This is a genomic window from Spirulina subsalsa PCC 9445 (assembly GCF_000314005.1).
Taxonomy (GTDB): Bacteria; Cyanobacteriota; Cyanobacteriia; order Cyanobacteriales; family Spirulinaceae; genus Spirulina_A; species Spirulina_A subsalsa.
On record NZ_JH980292.1, the window covers coordinates 312,034 to 333,636 of the forward strand.

General features: G+C 48.8%; 15 protein-coding genes, 2 pseudogenes and 1 riboswitch. Of the genes and pseudogenes, 7 read left to right on the forward strand and 10 right to left on the reverse strand.

Going from position 1 to position 21,603, the window contains the following annotated elements:
• The first annotated feature begins 139 nt into the window (after positions 1-139).
• The gene (gene ygfZ, locus SPI9445_RS0101865) at positions 140-1,195 is read left to right on the forward strand and encodes a CAF17-like 4Fe-4S cluster assembly/insertion protein YgfZ (protein ID WP_017303017.1); all 1,056 of its coding nucleotides are present in this window, start codon (positions 140-142) and stop codon (positions 1,193-1,195) included.
• Here ygfZ and SPI9445_RS0101870 read toward each other — a convergent pair.
• Both SPI9445_RS0101870 and rpaB read right to left on the reverse strand, forming a co-directional pair.
• Positions 1,182-2,276, reverse strand: coding sequence for an anthranilate phosphoribosyltransferase family protein (locus tag SPI9445_RS0101870; RefSeq protein WP_017303018.1), 1,095 nt, complete (start codon positions 2,274-2,276; stop codon positions 1,182-1,184). The genes ygfZ and SPI9445_RS0101870 overlap by 14 nt on opposite strands.
• Positions 2,277-2,309: 33 nt before the next feature.
• A complete protein-coding gene (rpaB, locus tag SPI9445_RS0101875; protein ID WP_017303019.1) occupies positions 2,310-3,080 on the reverse strand; it encodes a response regulator transcription factor RpaB in 771 nt (256 codons plus the stop codon).
• 376 nt (positions 3,081-3,456) lie between these two features.
• Here rpaB and truB point away from each other — a divergent pair, with 376 nt between their 5' ends.
• Positions 3,457-4,338, forward strand: coding sequence for a tRNA pseudouridine(55) synthase TruB (gene truB / locus SPI9445_RS0101880; protein WP_026079458.1), 882 nt, complete (start codon positions 3,457-3,459; stop codon positions 4,336-4,338).
• 149 nt (positions 4,339-4,487) lie between these two features.
• Here truB and SPI9445_RS29725 read toward each other — a convergent pair whose 3' ends face one another.
• Positions 4,488-4,676, reverse strand: coding sequence for a hypothetical protein (locus SPI9445_RS29725; protein WP_071525252.1), 189 nt, complete (start codon positions 4,674-4,676; stop codon positions 4,488-4,490).
• Between SPI9445_RS29725 and SPI9445_RS0101890 the strand changes: the two genes are divergently transcribed.
• Positions 4,675-6,309: an alpha-D-glucose phosphate-specific phosphoglucomutase gene (locus SPI9445_RS0101890; RefSeq protein WP_017303022.1), complete on the forward strand. Its 1,635-nt coding sequence runs from the start codon at positions 4,675-4,677 to the stop codon at positions 6,307-6,309. The two genes, SPI9445_RS29725 and SPI9445_RS0101890, sit on opposite strands and share 2 nt — an antisense overlap.
• 287 nt (positions 6,310-6,596) lie before the next feature.
• Here the strand turns inward: SPI9445_RS0101890 and SPI9445_RS23965 are convergent, their stop codons facing one another.
• Entirely contained in the window at positions 6,597-6,989 is a 393-nt protein-coding gene (locus tag SPI9445_RS23965) for a DUF4278 domain-containing protein (RefSeq protein WP_017303023.1), read from the reverse strand.
• Positions 6,990-7,031: 42 nt separating this feature from the next.
• Positions 7,032-7,113, reverse strand: a riboswitch (Glutamine riboswitch).
• Positions 7,114-7,381: 268 nt separating this feature from the next.
• Complete coding sequence (locus SPI9445_RS0101900) at positions 7,382-7,996, reverse strand: Uma2 family endonuclease (protein ID WP_026079459.1); 615 nt, start codon at positions 7,994-7,996, stop codon at positions 7,382-7,384.
• A gap of 428 nt (positions 7,997-8,424) precedes the next feature.
• Here SPI9445_RS0101900 and SPI9445_RS0101905 point away from each other — a divergent pair, with 428 nt between their 5' ends.
• A complete protein-coding gene (locus tag SPI9445_RS0101905) occupies positions 8,425-8,997 on the forward strand; it encodes a Uma2 family endonuclease (RefSeq protein WP_026079460.1) in 573 nt (190 codons plus the stop codon).
• A 78-nt stretch (positions 8,998-9,075) separates the two neighbouring features.
• Here SPI9445_RS0101905 and ilvB read toward each other — a convergent pair whose 3' ends face one another.
• From ilvB to SPI9445_RS31840, 3 genes and pseudogenes are all read right to left on the reverse strand, one after another.
• Entirely contained in the window at positions 9,076-10,935 is a 1,860-nt protein-coding gene (gene ilvB / locus SPI9445_RS0101910) for a biosynthetic-type acetolactate synthase large subunit (protein ID WP_017303026.1), read from the reverse strand.
• A 391-nt stretch (positions 10,936-11,326) separates the two neighbouring features.
• On the reverse strand, positions 11,327-11,575 hold the full coding sequence (locus SPI9445_RS0101915) for a hypothetical protein (protein ID WP_026079461.1): 249 nt from the start codon (positions 11,573-11,575) through the stop codon (positions 11,327-11,329).
• Between the two features lie 110 nt (positions 11,576-11,685).
• Positions 11,686-11,847, reverse strand: a pseudogene (locus SPI9445_RS31840) (RNA-guided endonuclease InsQ/TnpB family protein); the annotation flags it as partial.
• Positions 11,848-11,892: 45 nt separating this feature from the next.
• On the opposite strand from SPI9445_RS31840, the pseudogene SPI9445_RS31845 reads away from it, so the two are divergent.
• A pseudogene (locus tag SPI9445_RS31845) lies at positions 11,893-11,979 on the forward strand (IS200/IS605 family transposase); the annotation flags it as partial.
• A gap of 248 nt (positions 11,980-12,227) precedes the next feature.
• On the forward strand, positions 12,228-14,225 hold the full coding sequence (locus tag SPI9445_RS27215; protein ID WP_017303028.1) for a histidine kinase dimerization/phosphoacceptor domain -containing protein: 1,998 nt from the start codon (positions 12,228-12,230) through the stop codon (positions 14,223-14,225).
• A gap of 97 nt (positions 14,226-14,322) precedes the next feature.
• On the opposite strand, the gene gltB is transcribed toward SPI9445_RS27215, so the two are convergent.
• The gene (gene gltB / locus SPI9445_RS0101925; RefSeq protein ID WP_026079462.1) at positions 14,323-18,912 is read right to left on the reverse strand and encodes a glutamate synthase large subunit; all 4,590 of its coding nucleotides are present in this window, start codon (positions 18,910-18,912) and stop codon (positions 14,323-14,325) included.
• 431 nt (positions 18,913-19,343) lie between these two features.
• Between gltB and SPI9445_RS31565 the strand changes: the two genes are divergently transcribed.
• A complete protein-coding gene (locus SPI9445_RS31565) occupies positions 19,344-19,478 on the forward strand; it encodes a hypothetical protein (RefSeq protein WP_017303031.1) in 135 nt (44 codons plus the stop codon).
• 334 nt (positions 19,479-19,812) lie between these two features.
• Here SPI9445_RS31565 and SPI9445_RS0101940 read toward each other — a convergent pair whose 3' ends face one another.
• The gene (locus SPI9445_RS0101940; protein ID WP_017303032.1) at positions 19,813-21,453 is read right to left on the reverse strand and encodes a Ppx/GppA phosphatase family protein; all 1,641 of its coding nucleotides are present in this window, start codon (positions 21,451-21,453) and stop codon (positions 19,813-19,815) included.
• Positions 21,454-21,603: the final 150 nt, after the last annotated feature.

A 21,603-nucleotide genomic window follows, 5' to 3' on the forward strand; every position in this document is an offset into this window, starting at 1 on the left:
CTTTGATTGAGGTGGGGAAAAAATCAGGGGGTGGAGCGTCAAAATTGATCATTATTCCCTGGGCTGGATTGCTCCATAGAGGCCTGAAAGCTATACTCAATGATCAACGTGCCACTAAACCCCAATCCCTAGGCTGTTCATGAGCGATTTACAACAGGAAATACAACAACAGGGAGCGACTTTCTCCCCAGAGAGTCCCAGTCCCTTGGGGAATGACTCAGAAGCCTATCTGAGCATCATTTCAGGCTCCGGGGTGTGGATGTATCTTCCCGCTCAAAACGGATTGTTAGAACTCTCAGACCAAGACTGTCGGCAATTCCTCCACAATCAAAGCACAAATCAAATCCAAACGCTCAAACCCGGAGCGGGCTGTCAGACGGTTTTTGTCACCTCCACCGCTCGCACCCTTGATTTAGCCACGGTTTACGTCACAGAAAACAGTGTCTTAACCCTCGTTTCCCCCAGTCAACGGGAAAATCTGCTCCTTTGGTTAGACCGCTATCTATTCCCAATGGATCGGGTTAAAATTCAGGATATTTCCGCAGAATTCGCCGTTTTTCGCCTGTTTGGGGTCTTTAATGAGGAAAAAATCAAAACCTTGGGGTTAGAAGCCTTACAGGGGCAGCCAGAAGCCTCTCACGGAGTCTTTAACCTCGGAGGGGTAGAGGTACGGGTGGCGGTGGGCAATGGTTTAGGTCTGCCCGGTTATACCCTGATTGTGCCTCAAGCTCATGTTGCCAGTCTGGGGGAGACGTTGAGGGATTTGGGGATTCAACCAGTGGGGGAACAGGTTTGGGAACAATTGCGCATTCGCCAAGGTTGTCCAGCCCCGGAATTAGAACTCACGGAGGACTATAACCCCCTAGAAGCGGGATTATGGGGCGCTATCTCCTTTAATAAAGGCTGTTACATTGGTCAGGAAACGATTGCCCGCCTCAACACCTATCAAGGGGTGAAACAGCGCCTTTGGGGGGTGAAATTGAATCAAGGGGTTTCCCCCGGCCAAGCGGTGAAGGTGGGGGAACAGAAAATCGGAGTTCTGACCAGTTGCACCAGCACCCCCGATGGGATTTGGGGTTTAGCCTACATTAAAACTAAGGCCGGAGGGGCAGGTTTAACGGTACAGGTGGGGGAGGCTACGGGGGAAGTGGTGGCTGTTCCTTTTCTGACCCATGAGTATGTTACAGGGTCGTGAACTTACCCCACCCTGCCGTTGGCGAGGAAGGGAATTCCCCAACATTTTTGTTAATTTGCTCTAATTTAGCCGCTACCTGCCCACTTTCCAGTAGGTTTTGAGCTTGTTGGATGCCCTCGGAGAGTTGGGCGACTTGACCACAACGCCACAGATAAAAGCCCCCATTCCACAGGACCGCCGGCCAGAGTGGGGACGTTTGTCCTGCAAGGGTGGCGCGGATTTGGCTGAGTAACTCTTCTGGGGAGTTTAAGGGGACTTCTGTTCCCCCTAAACCGTAATCCCGGGCATGGAGTTTGAGGCGTTCTCGTGCCTCGAAATTGCCGGGATCGTGACAGGTTATAATGGCGGTGCGATCGCGAGGTAAATCACAACTCCCCTCTAAACCCTTAATTAACGTATGTTTCCCCACCTCCCGCCATCTCAACGCCTCTTGGATAAAATGTTCCGTCGGGGGATGCACATATCCCGCCAGCAGGTGATAATTCCCCTCATAGGGCGACCAAATCAACTCTAAAGTCGCAAAGGGTGGACGCTTGCCGATTTCGTCCCGATAGGTGGTGAGAGCGTCAAATCCCGGAAAATGGGCAGGGGTATAAAAGAAACCTAGCCCGGTTGTTTCCAGCATCTTCTGGACAGCATCGAGAGTTAAGGGGCGAAAATCTACCCCCAAAGCTTGCCAAATTTGCACCAGGGGAATTCCGTATTTAGTGGGCATAGCGTCCCCCCCATGCAGAACCACAGACCGCCCAGAAGCCGCTAAAATCAAGGCTGTGAGAACTGTAACCGGGGCTGTGCGCGATCGCCCATCATAGGGAGTCCCCAACACCAGCACCTCAGATTCCCCCCCCACATCCCCCAAACGAGGACACAGTTCATCATAAGCCTCCAACATCCCCGCCAACTCCTCCCCCGTCGGCCGCTTAATCCGATGAGCAATCAAAAACGCCCCAATTTGAGCCGGAGTCGCCTCCTCTCTCAAAATCATCAAAGTAGCGGTTTTGGCCTCATCCCAAGTCAAATTCTTCCCCGTATGGGGACCACTCCCGATTTTTTTCAGCAAATCACGAAATACAGCACTCATTGATTAACTCTTCAGACCTTCTTGAATCCTATCCTAATCCATGGCAATTCCCGCACTCATCACCTGAGAGGAAGCACCCCCTTGAGGATAGTCCAGTAAGCGCTGGAAAGAATAACCCATCCCCCGTTCCGTGATGATATATTCCGGTTGTTTGGGGTCGTTTTCAATCTTGCCCCGTAACCGGGAAATATGAACATCGACTAAGCGTAAATCCCCCGTTTGACGAGGAGTATAACCCCAAATCGCCTCTAGAATCTCCGCTCTAGAAATCGGCTCCCCCGCCTGACGAATCAACAGTTGCAGCACATTAAACTCAATTTCAGTCAAGCGGACAATACTATTGCCAGAAAATACCTTGCGCTTGTTGGTGTCTACCGTCAGTTTACCAATCCGCAAGACCCCGCCATCAGGATTAGAACGGTATTCTGTCTTTTTCACCCGTCGTAAAATGGTACTAATCCGGGCTTCTAGTTCTTTCGGAGAAAAAGGTTTTACTAAATAATCATCTGCTCCAATTTGCAACCCTGTAATCCGGTCTGCAACATCGGATAAAGCCGTGAGCATAATGATAGGAATTTCAGAGAATTTTCGTATTTCTTGACAGATATAATAGCCATCTCCTTTGGGAATCATAACATCTAAAATGACCAGATCGGGAGACTCTTGATCAAATAATTTCAAGGCTTCCTCTCCGTCCGATGCGGTGACGACTTCATAGCCCACCATCGAGAGACGAGTTTCTAAAATTCGCCGCACCGCAGGCTCATCATCTACGACCAAGATTTTTGCATTGTGGTTGTCCACGTTCCCTTCCAGACTAACTTTGCGTCTGTCCAATTGTTATCAAGGTTATAACTATTCAAATAATAGCATGAGTCTTTTTACTTAAGCAAACTAACTAAAAATAATAAAAAAATCTGACCTTTTAACACAAATTTTGTTATAATCCCAATGAATTTATCTCGCCTAGACTCCGGGCGAGAAAATCAGGGGAGTTTAAATTATGTTTACAATTTTATCATTGCTGATCCCCGCCTGTTATTATCAAGGGCAAAATTCGGTCTGCACTCTGACCCAAGGAAGATATTGCCCTGGGCTATGTGAAAATGGCTCACGGAGTAGGGCTGACTGAGTAGGGTCTACCGAGTCCTGATAATTAATAATTAATAATTAATTGCCTGTGTTTGGCTTCTTAAATCTTAACAAATCGGCTGGTTTGACATCTCATGACTGTGTGGCAAGGGTGCGACGACTGCTGAAACTGAAGCGCGTAGGACATGGCGGAACCTTAGACCCGGCAGCAACGGGGGTTTTGCCCATTGCCTTGGGTCGGGCAACGCGCTTGTTGCAGTATTTGCCCGAGGGCAAGTCCTACCGGGCGCGCATTCGTTTAGGGGTTCGTACCAGTACGGATGATTTAGAGGGAGAGGTTTTAGGGACGACTTCAGCCGAGGGGGTAACACGGGAGGCCGTGGAGGTGTTGTTAGGGGAGTTTGTGGGAGAAATTGAACAGATGCCGCCTGTGTATAGTGCCATTAAGCAGGGAGGAAAACCCCTGTATGCCAGGGCAAGGGCGGGGGAAGTGGTAGAAGTACCAAGGCGATTGGTAAAGATTGACCGGGTGGCGCTAGTGAGTTGGCAGACTGGGGAGTGGCCGGAGTTGGAGGTAGACATTGATTGTGGGGGCGGGACTTATATCCGGTCGATTGCCCGGGATTTGGGGGAAAAATTAGGGGTAGGGGGGACGCTAGCGCATTTGACGCGGACGTTAAGTTGTGGCATGAGGTTAGGGGAAGGGGTGACGTTGGAGGAGTTGGCGGCACAGGTAGAGGGGGGCAGTTTTAGTCCTTTGGGGGTGGATATGCCTTTAGGACATTTACCCAAGGTGGTGTTAGGGGAGGAGGAAGCCCAACGTTGGTGTCAGGGTCAAAGGGTGTTGTTGTCGGAGGAGGTGGGAGGGGCTGTGCTGCGAGTGTACAGTGAACAAGGCTTTCTCGGTGTAGGTTTAGGTCAGGGGGAAGGGGAGATGAGGGTGTTGGTGCCTAAGACGGTTGTTTATTAGGGGAGGGAACGGGACGGGGGAGCAGGGGAATAGTGGCTAGTGAATAGCCAAAACTCTTTTATTTTAGGGAACCGGGAACAGGGAACAGGGAGCAGGGGGGCAGGGGAGCAGGGGAGCAGGGGAGAGGGGGAGTTGATAATTATTCCCTATTACCTATTACCTATTCCCGATTCCCGACTCCCGACTCCCGACTCCCTAGGGCGCAAGCATTGCGCCCCTACACCGACACCCAATTCCCTGTTCCCTGTTCCCCGTTCCCTGTTCCCTATTCCCCGACTCCCGATTGAGGGGCCAATGGCATTGTAAGATAAGCGTGAAAACTCCCAGCTTAAGGTCATGAATCTTCGCACTGTCTCAACTACACCGTTTAAGGATCAAAAACCGGGGACTTCTGGACTGAGAAAGTCTGTCCCGGCGTTTCAAAAACTGCACTATTTAGAAAATTTTATTCAATCCATCTTTGACAGCTTAGAGGGTATCACTGGACAAACCCTAGTGGTCGGGGGGGATGGTCGCTATTACAACCGAGAGGCGATTCAAGTTATCCTCAAAATGGCTGCCGCCAATGGGATTGGCAAGGTTTTAGTGGGGCTAGGGGGAATTTTATCCACTCCGGCCGTGTCTTGTATCATCCGTAAGTATCAAACTTTTGGGGGAATCATTCTCTCGGCCAGTCATAATCCCGGAGGACCCCAGGGGGATTTTGGCGTGAAATACAATATTAGTAATGGGGGGCCGGCTCCGGAGAAGGTGACGGAGGCGATTTTTGCCCGGACGCAGGAAATCACGGAATATAAAATTTTAGAAGCGGCGGATATTAATTTAGACCGGGTGGGGTCGTTCAAGTTGGGGACAATGGAGGTCGAGGTGATTGACTCTGTTGTGCCTTATTTGGAGTTAATGGAAAGCCTGTTTGATTTTGAGAAAATCCGCCAACTGGTGACGGGGGGGAATTTCGGGATGTGTATTGATTCTCTCCATGCGGTGACAGGCCCTTATGCCCGGGCGATTTTTGAACAACGTTTGGGGGCAGCAGAGGGGACGGTGCAAAATGGAGTCCCGTTAGAGGATTTTGGGGGGGGACACCCAGACCCGAATTTAGTCTATGCGGAAGAGTTGGTTAAGGTGCTGTTTGGGGAGGATGCGCCGGATTTTGGGGCGGCTTCTGATGGAGATGGCGATCGCAACATGATCCTCGGTCGTCGCTTCTTCGTTACTCCCAGCGACAGTCTAGCCATTCTCACCGCCAACGCCCACCTTGTCCCCGGATATCAAAACGGACTCACCGGAGTAGCGCGTTCCATGCCCACCAGCGAAGCGGTAGACCGCGTAGCTGCTAAATTAGGCATTGATTGTTACGAAACCCCCACCGGATGGAAATTCTTCGGCAACCTCTTAGATGCCAATAAAGCCACCCTCTGCGGAGAGGAAAGTTTCGGCACCGGCTCCAATCATATCCGGGAAAAAGACGGCCTCTGGGCGGTTTTATTCTGGTTAAATATCCTCGCCGTTACAGGGAAATCTGTTGAAGAAATTGTCACAGAACACTGGGCAACCTACGGCCGGAACTTCTACTCCCGTCACGACTACGAAGAAGTAGCCAGTGAACCCGCCCAACAACTGATGACGGAATTAGAGGCCAAACTCCCCAGTTTAGTCGGTCAAACCTTGGGCCACTATCAAGTTAAATATGCCGATAATTTCAGTTATACGGATCCTGTAGATGGCAGTGTGAGCCAAAAACAAGGGATTCGCCTTGGTTTTACCGATGGTTCCCGTATGGTTTTCCGTTTATCGGGAACTGGCACCAAAGGGGCAACCTTGCGGGTGTATTTAGAAAGTTATGAACCCGATGTAAGCCAACATCAGCGCGACACCCAAGAAGCGTTAGGAGATTTAATTCAATTGGCCAATGAAGTGGCAAAAATTCAGGAGTTTACCGGACGGGATAAACCTACGGTGATCACCTAATTTTATTGTTTTGTTGGGTTACGCTTTTCCTGTGCCTAACCTACGGGGTGATTATACCCAATGAAATAGACTTGAGGGCAAAAGCCTGAATTTCCCCTGTTCCCTGTTCCCTGTTCCCCCTTCCCCAAACCTCCCTCTACTGCACACAACTCAAGTTAAATTGGTTGGTATAAGAAACCCGGTTTCCCCCTGTCAGAACAAGCAGAGAAACCGGGTTTTTTCAGACAGGTATTCAGGACTAGCAAAAGCAATAGGTCACTACAAATGCTGTTCCTGAACTCAACACACTAAACCAACTGTGCAGTTAAACCAATCTCTTGGGCGGCACGATTGAACATCACCCGTTGACGGTGTAAATTATCCCGTTGATTTTGCCAGAATAAGGCACAAGCTTTCTGACGAACAGAAGGATGAGAATTAACGGTTTCTTGAACAGGTGTATTGCCGTTCCCTGAGTTATTGCTCTCAGCACCTGTGCGATAATGAACACCCCGATAGATTAAATCTAACGTTGGTTTTTGAACCGGGGGTTTTTGCAGATTGCGGAATCGCCATTCCAAACCGCGATACTTACCCGTTACACCCATTTCTACTGTGTCCACTGGGCTGGGTTGATAATCGTAAGTAACACCGCGATAAGTGAGTTGCGTAGTTTTCGATTGCGCAGTTCTCGTTTGCATGGTCTTCGCCTCCATAGCGAGCGTATCGTGTTCGTTAAATGAGGCGCGTTCCTTCGGGATGGCTCCCTACTTCCGTCTCCCAAGAGGGGGACTCTCAACTTAGAGTCTTTTGGGGATGAACGATTGTTTTTGTTTCTGTATCTATTGTTACCGTTTACTCGAAAAATGTCAAGGGGGGAGGGAAAAATTCGAGAAACCCAGTCTAGGTGTGCCTCTCAAGCCCTACCGAGAGCCTTGCTACCCTTCCGATTCGTAGATTGTAGGGTGCGTTAGGCGCTTTTTAAAACTGGAATCAAACTCAACCAAGTTTATCAGCGCCGTAACGCACCACAACCTTACTGATTCTTGTGATTTCCCCTTCAACCCAGTGCCTAACACACTCTACGGGAAAGTTAAGCCTCAAAAATCTGTTTAGCCGTTAAGTCTAATTCAGGAAAAGCCACAGACTCAACCTTATCATTCCCTCGGAATTGCTTAACTTCATACTCCCCATTAACCATTATATAAATTGAAAGGGTGGGAGATTTGGGTTCACCAATAAAACGCCGTCCTCCTAACCCTAAATAATCCACAACCCAATATTCTGGGATTGCCATTAATTCATAATCTCCAGCTTGTCTCAGATAATCATTCTGCCAGTTAGTGCTAACCACTTCCACCACTAACCGCACCGAACTCCCCAAGGTAATAATAGACTCTTTTTGCCAACGAGGTTCGTTACTTAACTCGCCTTTATTCAACACGATTATATCTGGTTGATAACCTGATTCATTGTCATCTAAGGGTTTCAGCAAACAGTCACCGGGGATAGAGTAAGGTAATTCGCAACGGTCAATTTGAACTGCCAATTTTAAGCAGATAAATCCTATAATACTAGAGTGAGATCCTGTTCCTAACGGCATTTCTATAATATTCCCGCTGTGTAGTTCATACCTGCGTCTGGCATTTTCTGGATACCAGGTTACAAATTCATCAAAGGATATGGGTCTGGTAATGGTTTGAGTCATAATCAAAAGGCAATAGGCGATCGTCACTAATGAATGATGCTATAATTTTCCTAGCTTAATGTATTTAATCCAGATTGTAGGGTGCGTTAGGCGCTTTTTAAAACTGGAATCAAACTCAACCAAGTTTATCAGCGCCGTAATGCACCACAACCCTACTGATTCTTATGATTTCCCCTTCAACCTAGCGCCTAACACACCCTACGGGAATCGGTGCGTTACTGGGAATTGGTGTGTTACGGTGCTATTTCCTTGATTCTTGTGATTTCACCTTCTAGCAAGCGCGTAACGCAGCCTACAGAGGGAATTTGTGCGTTACGGCACTTATCAGATGGGTTGGATTTCATTTAATATTTAAGCAAGTGCCTAACGCACCCTACTACTACGGCAACTATTATCAGTGGAGAAATAGTGTAACTATGCCAAAAACCATGACCCCTTTAACCTTAAATTTAGACCAAGTTAATCTAAGTCATGAACAGTTTTATCAGTTGTGTCAAAATAATCGCAACTTAAACTTTGAACGCACGGCTCAAGGAGAATTAATTATTATGCCACCTGTTGGAGGGGATAGCGGCAATCGAGAAGCCGATTTAATCATTGATTTGGGAATCTGGAATCGACAAACTAACCTAGGCTATATCTTTAGTTCCTCCACTGTATTTATATTACCCAATGGTGCCAACCGTTCCCCCGATGTGGCATGGATTCGCCAGGAACGTTACGCCGCATTAACCCCCGAACAACGGCAGAAATTCCCCCCCATTGCACCGGATTTTGTAATTGAATTAAGGTCAGCAACTGATGATTTAAAAATGCTCCATAATAAAATGCAAGACTCTATGGACGCGGGGGTACAATTAGCATGGCTCATTAACCCCCAACAGCAACAAGTAGAAATTTATCGGTTGGGGAAAGAGGTAGAAGTGCAGGATTTACCCGCAGAGTTATCCGGTGAGGAAATATTGCCCGGGTTTAGGTTGAGTTTGCCCAGGTATTTGTAGTTGCCAGAAAAACGCCCAAAGAAAAACGCCCAAAGTACAAAGACTTTGAGCGCTGCTTCTGATTACCCAATATCCCGCTTAGAGTTTTGTTCCACACTCGGAGCAGAATTTGTGAGCCGTTGAATTTTTCGCCCCACATTGGCTACAGTGGATAATGCCCACCGCTTGGTCAATTTTGCTCTTTTCGGGTAAACCCAACATTTGAGCGTTACTCTTGCCGGGGGCAATCATGGGATAACAGTTTTCATCCTGCTTGACATGGGCATCCACCAACACCGGACCGTTATGAGCTAACATTTCTGCGATCGCCTCTTTCAAATCCGACCGCTTCTGAACTAACATTCCCTTAACCCCGAAAGCATCCGCTAACTTGACTAAATCCGGCATCCCAGCCTGCATATTCGAGGCCACATAGCGCTCCCCATAGAAAGTCTGTTGCCACTGCCTCACCATCCCCTGCCAGCCATTATTGACGACCACAGTCTTGACATTAATCCCATACTGTGCTAGGGTCGCAAGTTCCTGTAAATTCATTTGGAAACTGGCATCACCGCTAATACAAATCACCTGCTCCTCGGGTAAAGCCACTTTCACCCCCATAGCCGCAGGTAGACCATAACCCATTGTTCCCAAACCTGCACTAGAAATCCAGCGACGGGGGCCATAGTTAATAAACTGCGCCGCCCACATTTGGTGCTGACCGACATCCGTCGTGTAATAGGCATAGGGGGCTTGACGGCCAATTTCCACAATCACCTCTTGAGGAGATAAACTCGACCCATGATGAGGCACCACTAAAGGATAATCTCTCCGCCACTCCTTAATCTGCTCTAACCAAGCATGGGTACGGTCATCACTCGGAGGAATATTCAACTCGTGAACGCGACCTAAGATTTGGTTTAACACCACCTTCACATCGCCCACAATCGGCACATTGGGGGCTTTATTTTTGCCCACTTCCGCCGGGTCAATATCAATGTGGATAATTTGGGCTTTACAAGCAAACGCCTCTAATTTCCCCGTTACCCGGTCATCAAAGCGCGCCCCGACCGCAATCAACAAATCACATTCCGTTACTGCAAAGTTGGCGTAGGCCGTGCCGTGCATTCCCAACATTCCCACGGACAGGGAATGATTTTCGTCAAAAGACCCCAAGCCCATTAAAGTGGTTGTGACCGGGATTTGGAAATGTTCCGCCAACTGCTTCAACTCTTGATGAGCCCCTGACGTAACCGCCCCGCCCCCAATGTAGAGCAATGGCCGTCTGGCTTCCTGCATTAACTGAATCGCCGCGTTAATTTGGCGGGGATTGCCCTTAATCGTGGGACGATAGCCTGCTAACTTGACCTCACCGGGATTCACAGGCACATAATTACACTCTTCGAGTCCCACATCTTTGGGGATATCCACCAACACCGGACCGGGGCGGCCTGTACTGGCAATATGGAAGGCTTCGGCGATAATGCGCGCCATATCTTCGGCCTGTCTCACCACATAGGAATTCTTGACAATGGGTAGGGTAATGCCCCAGATATCTGTTTCTTGGAAGGCATCCGTTCCAATGGCCGCCCGTCCCACCTGTCCGGTAATCACCACCATGGGAATAGAATCTAGATGAGCCGTCGCAATCCCGGTGACTAAGTTCGTCGCCCCCGGTCCAGAAGTGGCAAAACAAACCCCCACTTTCCCCGTAGCGCGAGCATAACCATCGGCCGCATGGGAGGCACCCTGTTCATGTCGCACTAGGATATGTTGGACATCGCCTCTGGCTTCGGCTCGATAAATTTCATCATAAATCGGCAGAATGGCTCCGCCGGGATAACCAAAAATATGTTTCACCCCATGACGCACAAGACTATCAATGAGGGCAAAAGCTCCAGTACAACGGGTGGGAGCTTGGGTCGAAGAACTAGATTGTGGAACGCTTGAAGAAACCACGGCTATTTTTTGCAACAATATATTTGTACTGTTTTTGAGATTTTTCTGTGGGGTTCACAGAAGATGAGCAACGCCCTAGGGTTAAGGCACTAGGGTTAAGGCACTAGGGTTAAGGCACTAGGATGAGCGATAGTGTAGGCCGCTACAGATCAGCGCGCTATTGACGAGGTTAACCTGAGACGGCGACTTTTTGGCGTTCCTTGACACTCCCCAGTCCAAAGTCAAGGGGATTCTCAGTTCGTTGGGAGTCCATTGACTTTACCCTCCTTATCCGAGATCACTATAGCACAGAGGCAGGCTATCGGCGAAGAGAAAGCCGCTCTAGAAGGGTGGGGCTTGTGCTAACATTGTCTACCTTTGGGTAACTTTGTCCGGATTTTTACGAGCGATTTTATTGATCCGAATTGATCAGATCCGAGGGGGGGCGATCGCTACTCCAAGCCCACCACACCTGTCCACAGTCGCACTCATAGAACTCCTGCCATTTACGGCGATAGTCTTCACTGATTACAGGGGCGCGGCGATTAATCCAAACTCGTTGGGCCTGGTAAGAGGAAGCCCCACAACGGGGACAACAAAAAGAAAAGGCGTGTTTAGCTTGTTCTGTCCAAGGGGGTGGGGTGGGATCAAAAGCTTCCATGACTTGGGGGTGCAAAGGGTTAAAGCCTAGCTTACCAAACTTCAGCGACAGACCACTAGCGGGCTGTAATAGATTGACGCTCCCATCGCTAAAAGCGAGGGATTCCCTGTTCATCCAGTTACCTTATCTAGGAGGCTTTCACCTAATAGACAGTGGGTAGTCTGTCCAAGGGCTTGAATTTCTGTCCGCCCGACAGTATTCGCTTTTTGAAGTAGGTTTTTAGCGGCGTTTTCATCCCTATCCAAAACACAACCACAAGAACAAATCAATGTGTTATGTTAGAGTTATAGCATTTCACTGCACTAACTGTCAAGGGTATGGAAATTAATTATTTTAAGACTCGCCGGGCTACATTTAATCTCACTGTCTACATAGTCTTGGTGAATAAATACCGTAGAAATATGTCGAGAATCAGGATTCCCCTGAATATTAGTTGTGCTTCGCTGTCTTATATTGGTCGGCTTTTCATCTCATCGGTAAAACCGAGAGCCTTTGCTGCGCAACGTTTCACGAACAAGCCGACATTTTAGGTAAAAAAGAGTATTATCCCATCGAGCATTTCAACAATTGTCAATTTTTGACGGGTTGAAATCGATGGAATCCCTGTCCGTTTAGGGTGGGGTGGATGTCAACAGCGATAATATATCGGTAAATGGTGAATGATTGGCGAATTTGGTTAGAGGCCAATCCTCTACGGGTGACTCCTGAGACTCCCCTTAAGGAAATTTTGGCCCGAATGCAGGCCGCCCAGTGCCCAGAAAATGCCCCTCTCGCCCTCGTTGGGGAGCAAGATCGACCCTTGGGGCTTTTTAGCCTCGAAACTTTGCTCTATGGTGTGTTAAAGGGGGAAGAGTGGCTGAATTTGACAGTGGGTGAGGTGATGGAATCCCTGCCTCCTCCGGTGCGAGTCTGTGGGGATTGTCTCGTTGCTCCTGCGCTGGATGATTCTCCCTATTTTCCGGTAGTGGATGAACAGGATCGATTTGTGGGGGTGATCCGTCAGGGGAATTTGCGATTGTATCAAACTCTTGAGCCTATGGGTCGGGAACAAGCGGCAGAGGTGGAAGGGGAGCAATTCTTCGGTAAAATGAGCCAATCTCTTCAGGAGGCGTTTGATTTACCCCGCTTGCTCCAGAAGACGGTACAGGAAATTCAAAGGTTGTTGGGGGTGGATCGGGTGTTGGTCTATCAAATCCAACCCCAGTATATTCCCTTAGCTCCGGCACTAGGGACAAAAATTGCTGAAGCGGTGGGGGAGAATCTTCCGCCTTTGACGGGAGTTCATTTCCCTTCGGACAATTTCCCCTCTAGTTGTTCCTATTGCTATCAACAAGGGATTATTCACAGTCCGGGGGATACACAACAGGAGGAGATGCCTTTGTGCTTGCACCAGTTTATTGAACAGTCTCAAAGTCGTGGGACGTTGGTTGTGCCTATTCTGCAACGGGAGAGTCTCTGGGGATTGTTAATTGTGCAACAAGGCAGAGAAACTAGAGACTGGAAACGCTTGGAAATTCGCCTTTTGCAACGGATTGCGGGTCAGTTGGCGATCGCAACTTACCAATCCGAACTTCAGGACACCTTACAGCAAGAACTCTACCAACGCCAACAAACTCAGCAAGCTTTATCTATCAGTCAACAGCGTTTAGAATACCTGCTCATCTCTAGCCCCGGTGTTCTTTATACTTGTAATATCCAAGAAGGGCGAGCGACGTTTATCAGTCAGAATGCCGAAAAGCTGATAGGTTATAGTCTTGCCGAAATGATGCAACCCGGTTTTTGGTTACAGCATCTTCATCCTGACGATCAAGCGTTAATTGAGCAATCTGGATTATTGAACCTTTTGGCACAAGAACACTATCATTTAGAATACCGTTTTCTCCATCAGGATGGCTCTTACCGTTGGATCTATGATCAGATTAAAGTGATCTACGATGAAACAGGCAACCCCATTGAGATCATCGGCTATTGGTTGGATATTAGCGATCGCAAAGTCACGGAATTTAAACTAAGAAAATCCCTCCAAGAGAAGGAAATCCTACTCAAAGAAATTCACCACCGGGTTAAAAATAACTTGCTTGTCGTTTCCCATCTGCTGGAATTTCAAGCGGAATATCTCCAAAGTCCTGAACTGGTTAAAACCCTCGAAGATAGCCAAAATCGGATTTATTCGATGGCATTAATTCATGAAAAGCTCTATCACTCCACAGGGCTAGATTTAATTGATTTTGGAGAATATCTCACCGCTTTATTAGAAAACCTGATTGAAACCTATCAAGTGAGTGAACAACAGATCGGATTTTCTCTTTCCATTGAGCCTGTTTTTCTCAATATTGAAACCGCCCAACCCTGCGCCCTAATTGTTAACGAACTCCTGAGTAATGCGTTAAAACACGCTTTTCCAGATGGCCGCAAAGGACAAGTTTATTTAGAGCTTAAACAGGATGCAGAACAATGGATTCAAATTAAAGTACAAGATAATGGCATTGGCTTCCCTCCATCTCTTGATTTTCGTCAGGTTGAATCATTAGGGATGGAGTTAGTCTGTACATTAACAGAACAAATTGAAGGAAAAATTAAGCTGGATCGAACTCAAGGAACTTGCTTTGAACTCAGGTTTAAAGAACTGAATTATCCCCAACGAGTTTAGGGCTTGAGTTGGGAGCAGGGGAGTAGGGGGGGAGGGGGAGCAGGGGAGACGAGCAATTAAGACTTATTCCCTATTCCCTGTTCCCCGTTCCCTTCAATTAACTACCCCCAATTCGAGCCACATCACGGGCATTCTCTTCAAAAGCAGCGCTTAGGGCATCATCGCCACTTAAACCCGCTTGTAGAGCCTTCTGGATGGCTTGTAGCACCCGTTTGTAATCCCGAGGCATAACTTTCACGAACTTGGGTCGCATTTCCTCCCAATTCTCTAAAACCTGTTGTGCTTTCCGACTTTGGGTATATTTAGCGTGGTTTTGGATCATTTGGTGAATCTCGGTGATCTCTTCGGGATCTTCCAAGGTTTCTAAGTCCGACATCTCGGTATTACAACGGCTGGCAAAATCCCCCGCTTCATCCAAGACGTAGGCAATCCCGCCACTCATCCCAGCGCCAAAATTGCGCCCGGTACTACCGAGGACGATCACTTTTCCGCCCGTCATGTACTCACAGGCATGATCTCCTACTGCTTCCACCACAGTCCGGACTCCAGAGTTCCGCACACAGAAGCGCTCCCCGGCGACTCCGCCAATATAGGCCTCGCCTCCGGTGGCTCCGTAGAAGGCTACATTACCGATGATGATGTTTTCTTCGGGAACAAAGCTAGAAACGGGGGGAGCATAAACAATGACTTTGCCGCCACTGAGTCCTTTTCCAAAGTAGTCGTTGGCATCCCCTTCTAACTCTAGGGTGACTCCCTTGGGAACAAAGGCCCCAAAGCTTTGACCTGCGCTGCCTTGGAAGTGCAAATGCACTGTATCCTCCGGCAGGCCGTCCCAGTGACGTTTGGTGATTTCGTTGCCCAAAATCGTCCCCACTACCCGATTAGTGTTTTTAATCGGTAAGGTGGCCTTCACTTTTTCGCCGTTTTCAATGGCAGGTTTGCACAAATCCAACAGGGTGGTCATGTCAAGGGATTTGTCTAAGCCATGATCTTGGGTCATTTGGCAATAGCGCCCTACTTCAGGCCCCACTTCGGGCTGATAGAGAATCTTAGACAAATCAATGCCTTTGGCTTTCCAATGATCAACCGCTTGTTTGGCTTCTAATACATCGGTCCGACCGACCATTTCGTTGATGGTGCGGAATCCGAGTTGCGCCATGATTTCCCGTAATTCTTGGGCGACAAACTTCATAAAGTTAACCGTATATTCGGGATCTCCGATGAAGTTTTTGCGCAGTTCGGGGTTTTGGGTGGCGATACCTGCGGGACAGGTGTTCATGTGGCAAACGCGCATCATGATGCAGCCGAGGGTGACGAGGGGGGCGGTGGAAAAGCCGTATTCTTCCGCGCCGAGGAGGGTGGCGATCGCAATATCTCGCCCGGTTTTCATCTGACCATCGGTTTCTACGGCAATCCGAGAACGCAGATTATTTAACACTAAGGTTTGATGGGTTTCGGCTAATCCTAACTCCCACGGTAAGCCCGCGTGCTTAATCGAGGTCTGGGGAGAGGCCCCGGTTCCCCCATCAAACCCGGAAATCAGCACCACGTCGGCGTGGGCTTTGGATACCCCGGCCGCAATCGTTCCGACTCCCACCTCTGAGACTAACTTCACACTAATCCGGGCTTCCCGATTGGCGTTTTTCAGGTCGTGGATGAGTTCCGCTAAGTCCTCAATGGAATAAATATCATGGTGGGGCGGCGGGGAAATTAAACCCACACCGGGGGTTGAGTGGCGCACTTTAGCAATCCAAGGATAGACCTTCCGGCCGGGCAGTTGTCCCCCTTCTCCGGGTTTCGCCCCTTGCGCCATCTTGATCTGAATTTCTTTCGCTTGGGACAAGTACAAACTGGTGACACCAAAGCGCCCCGAAGCCACCTGTTTAATGGCGCTATTTTTCGAGTCGCCCCGTTCATTAGTCCAAGTATAGCGTTCTGGGTCTTCCCCCCCTTCCCCAGTGTTGGAACGGCCGCCGATGCGATTCATGGCAATGGCTAGGCTTTCGTGGGCTTCTTTGGAAATCGACCCATAACTCATCGCCCCGGTTTTGAAGCGTTTCATAATCGCTTCAATGGGTTCTACTTCCTCTAAGGGAATGGGATCCCGGGCTTTGAACTCCAACAGACCGCGCAGGGTGAAATACTGCTTGTTCTGTTCGTTAATCAAGACCGCATATTTCTTATACAGGTCATAGTCCCCGGTTTGCACGGCTTTTTGTAAGCTGTGGATGGCTTCGGGACTCAACAGGTGCGCCTCGCCATCTTTGCGCCATTGATACTCCCCACCCACATCTAAGGTGTGACCATTGGTGGGACGGTCGGGGAAGGCGTGGCTATGGCGTAAAATAGCCTCTTTCGTAATGACTTCTAAATCTGACCCTTCAATGCGGGAAGCAGTCCAAGAGAAGTATTTATCCACCACCGAATGATCTAAGCCAATGGCCTCGAAAATTTGCGCCCCTCGGTAACTTTGAATGGTGGAAACCCCAATCTTCGAGGCGACTTTAATCACGCCTTTAGTCGCCGCTTTGATGTAATTCTTACAGGCCTTGTCGTATTCCACATTCACCAGTAAGCCCTCTTGGATCATCTGGTCGATGGTTTCAAAGGCTAAGTAAGGGTTAACGGCACAGCAACCATAGCCAATTAAGGTGGCGTAGTGGTGAACTTCCCGAGGTTCGCCGGACTCTAGGATTAAGCCCACACGGGTACGGGTGCCTTCCCGAATCAGGTGATGGTGTAACCCCGCAACGGCTAATAAGGCGGGAATGGGGGCATGATTGGTATCTACGCCCCGGTCGGAGAGAATAATTAGGTTGATGCCGTCGTTAATGGCCTGACTGGCTTGGCTAAATATCTCCTCCATCCGACCTTCTAGCCCTTGAACTCCGGCTTTAGGGTCAAAGAGGATGGGCAGGGTAATCGATTTAAAGCCGCCCTCGTCTACATATTTTAATTTAGCTAACTCCCCATCGGTCAGAATGGGGGTCGGTAGGCTAATCAAATGACAGCTTTCGGGTTGGGGTTCCAGTAGGTTCCGTTCCGCCCCAATGGTTGTCTCGGCGGAGGTAATAATCGCCTCCCGGATGGAGTCAATGGGGGGGTTAGTGACTTGGGCGAATAGTTGCTGGAAGTAGTCATAGAGCAACTTGGGACGGTCGGAGAGTACCGCTAGGGGGGTATCGGTTCCCATCGACCCCACCGCTTCCACACCATCCCGCGCCATGGGGGTCATCAGGATGCGCAACTGCTCAAAGGTATAGCCGAAGGCGGTCTGACGTTGGACGAGGGGCAGGGTGTCGGTGAGAGGTTGCAGGGTGGGCGCGTCTTTGAGGTCGGCTAGATTAACCATCTGTTGGTCAATCCACTCTTGATAGGGTTGGGCGCTGGCGATGCTGTGCTTAATTTCTTCATCGGCGACAATGCGCCCTTCGGCCATGTTGACCAAGAACATCCGACCGGGTTGGAGGCGACCTTTAAAGGCAACTCGTTCCGGTTCGATGGGTAATACTCCCGCTTCCGAGGCCATAATCACTAAGTCATCATGGGTGACGTAGTAGCGGGAGGGGCGTAACCCGTTGCGGTCAAGGACTGCGCCGATCATGGTGCCGTCGGTGAAGGCAATGGAGGCTGGACCATCCCAGGGTTCCATTAAGCAGGAGTGGTATTTATAAAACGCCTTTTTCTCTGCACTCATGGACTCGTGATTGGTCCAAGGTTCAGGAATCATCATCATGACGGCGTGGGGGAGGGAGCGCCCGCCTAAAACCAGTAGTTCTAGGGCATTATCAAAGATGGTGGAGTCGCTGCCTTCAAGGTTGATGACGGGCTGAATTTTTTCGAGGTCGTCCCCAAACAGGTCGGATTTAAACAGGGACTGGCGGGCGTGCATCCAGTTAATATTGCCTCGGAGGGTGTTAATCTCGCCGTTATGGGCAATGTAGCGGTAGGGGTGCGATCGCTCCCAACTGGGGAATGTATTGGTACTGAAGCGGGAATGCACTAAAGCTAGAGCGCTTTCCATGTCGGGATCATGGAGTTCGGGGTAATATTCCCCCACCTGGACAGGCATCAACATCCCTTTATAAACCATCGTCCGACAGGAGAGACTGGCGGGGTACCAACAAGGATCTAAACCGGTTGCCCGGATTTCGTGTGATCGCTTCCGGATAATATAGAGTTTCCGATCAAAAGCCAGATCATCGGTCAGATTAGCCCCCCGTTGGATGAATACCTGTTCCATAAAAGGCTCACTGGCTTGAGCCGTTGCCCCCAAAGGACTATTATTGGTGGGAACATCACGCCACCCTAACACCTGTTGCCCTTCCTCGGCCACAATCTGCTCAAAGCGCTGACGGCTTTGTTGCCTCTGTTGGGGGTCCCGGGAACTATAAATCATCCCCACCCCATACTGTCCGGGTTCAGGTAAATTAATATTCTCGGCGGCGGCCACTTTTTTGAGAAACTTGTGCGGCACTTGCATCAATATCCCAGCACCGTCGCCCGTATTCGGTTCACAGCCACAGGCGCCTCGGTGGTCTAGATTGAATAGTATGGTTAAGGCTTGTTCGATAATTTCATGTGATTTCTTCCCCAACTTATGAACAATAAAACCAACACCACAAGCGTCATGCTCGAACTGTGGCTCATATAATCCTTGTTTAGACGGCAGCTTGTTGCTGTTCATTGATGCTTCTCTATAACACTTAGGGTTCAGTTCGTTTTCAGCCTGAATCTAGAGGGCGGGAAGCTTTTAAGCCTAGATTCCTACACTTTAACGTTGTTTGATTCTCGATCAATCTTTTGGGTTCGGGGCGAGTTCTTAAGGAAATTTTAGACTCATCTTTACAACTTGTTAGGGTTTGAGCCTCTTTGGGGGGGAGTATTTTTACCGGGGGTTCAGAATCCTTAGCTGGGGGCTATCCTTGGTCAGATAAGGGTTTTTGCGCCTTAGAACCCAAGGATTTTACCCAAACGCCCCCAAATCTTATCGTTTTGTTAACTGACATCCATCAGGGGATGACATAGAATGAAATTGTCGTTAAAATGTAGTTAAAGTTACAGAAATAACGCACTGGCTTTGAACTGTATTGTAATTTACCATCGGAGATCCAGATTATGATGATCAACAAACAAGCTCGATTATTGAATGCTCGCAAGCGCGAACGCGACAACAACCGTCATCGTCAAATCTCTACCCTAATTCGTTCTGCTTCTGGTTTAGAAAACAATAATGAAGGTGAAATGCGCTAGACTCTAATGCTTTGTTCTCTTGATTGCTAATCATCACCAGCTTGCAACAAGAAATAAGGTGTTCAATTTATAAGCGGCAGGATTTCTAGGAAGATCCTGCCGTTTTTGGCGAGAGAAAGATGTCTACTGAGGGCTTGCTGAATAACTCTATTCGTGGGGCTAGGGAACAGGGAACGGGGAACAGGGAACAGGGGAAATTCAGGTTTTTGCCCTCAAGTCTATTTAATTTGGTATAAACGGCTGAAAGTCCTAGTAACACTGCTTAGAGGGATATATTGCTACGCAACGCTTCGCGTTCGCGGAGCGTCACGAAGTGAACAGCAGACCCTACTGATTAACTCCCTTGTACCTCCACCTGAACTTTCACTCCAAACTCTTCCTCAAATACGTCCTTTTTATACTCTAAATTCCATTTCTCCAAACCACAATCATCCCCAGAAATACGGGGAGTCAGATATAAAATTAATTCCTTGTGGTGGGGGTAATAATCACAGTCAATGGAAGCGACTCCTCCAATTTGCCGACGGTCACAGGCTACGGCAAGACGTAAAATAGCACTAAGTTGATCGACAACATGGCGATAGTGCTTGTTCGGTAGGTTTTGATAGTTTTCGTGTTTCTTTTTAGGCTTATTTTTCCGGTGATAACGGGCAATATTAGCAATCACTTCTATTTCCGTTTCCGTAAAGCCTAATAACTCCGCATGACGAATGAGATAATAGGAGTGTTTATGGTGGGCAGAATGACTAATATAAAGACCACTATTATGGAGCATTCCGGCCGCCCATAATAGTTCTCGTTCTTCTTCGTTCCAGTAGTGTAGTTTGTCGTGGAGTTGGTCAAATAAACTGAGGGCAAATTGTGCCACGCGCTCACTATAGTCCATTTTGACTTTGTATTTGCGGGCAATTTTATAAACACTGCGTTCTCGGACTTCACTTTGAAAACGGAGGCGATCGCTAATTAAACCATGAGACAGCATCCAATCGACGATCATCCCTTCCCTTAAGGCTCGTTCACAGATGATAATTTCCTTAAGATCCAACATCTGCATGGCTTCCGTCAGAATTACCGCCCCCGCTACAATAATCTCAGCGCGTCTTTCCGACATTCCGGGCAGGTTTAGGCGATCGCTATAATCAGAACTCGCGAGGGTATGAGTCAGGTCTAGTAAGGTTTCCTGGCTAATCCGATACCCTTGGAGAGGATTGGGAGGATTGCCTGTGGTCATCTTAGCGTGGAGGACAGCCAAGGTTTCAATCGTCCCGGAAGTCCCGACTAAACGGGGAACTTCCCCCGCTTCTAGCCCCTTTTGAATCTGTTCGACTGGGCGTTCTAACATCCCCCGCACATAAGCCCGTAAATAGGTTAACTCTTGGGAGCTAATGGGATCTGTCGTGATAAACTCATGGGTTAAACGCACCGCCCCCACTTTGGTACTACTGAGAAAACGGGCTTCTTGGCGATCGCACAAAACCAACTCCGTAGACCCGCCACCAATATCAATAATCACATGGGGAGTCGGATCAAATTCCATCCCCGACAAAACCCCTAAATAAATCCGTCTCGCCTCCTCCGGCCCTGAAATCAGGTCAATTTGTAACCCTAACTCCTTATCCACCCGTTTAATAAACTCATTGCCATTGGGAGCTTCCCGCACCGCACTGGTGGCCGCCGCTACAATATATTGCGCCCCAAAACTGGTCGCTAAGTTCTGACAGCGTGCCAGAGTCGTCATCGCCCGTTCCACCGCTTCTGGGGTGAGATCCCCCGTCTTGGGGTCAGAATCCCCTAAACGCACCGTATCCTTTTCCCGCGCAATAATCGTAAAGGCCGGAAGATGTGGATCAATCCGGACTACCACCATATGAATGGAGTTAGTCCCAATATCAATCGCCGCTAGGCGAACTTCTTCGGTAATTTGCAGGTCAGGGGAATGGTCTACCGTCGGCCAAGGTGCAATAGGATCAAGCATGGGTTTTGTTGTCTCTCAATATCTGCATGGGGGTCAAGGAGGATACGCCCCACAGGAACCTACTAGGGTTTCTCCTTCTTAGTTTCCCTCAGATAGGGTCGATTTCCGAGAGAACTTAACAAAATTTGCACAAGAAAAGCGGGCAAACTG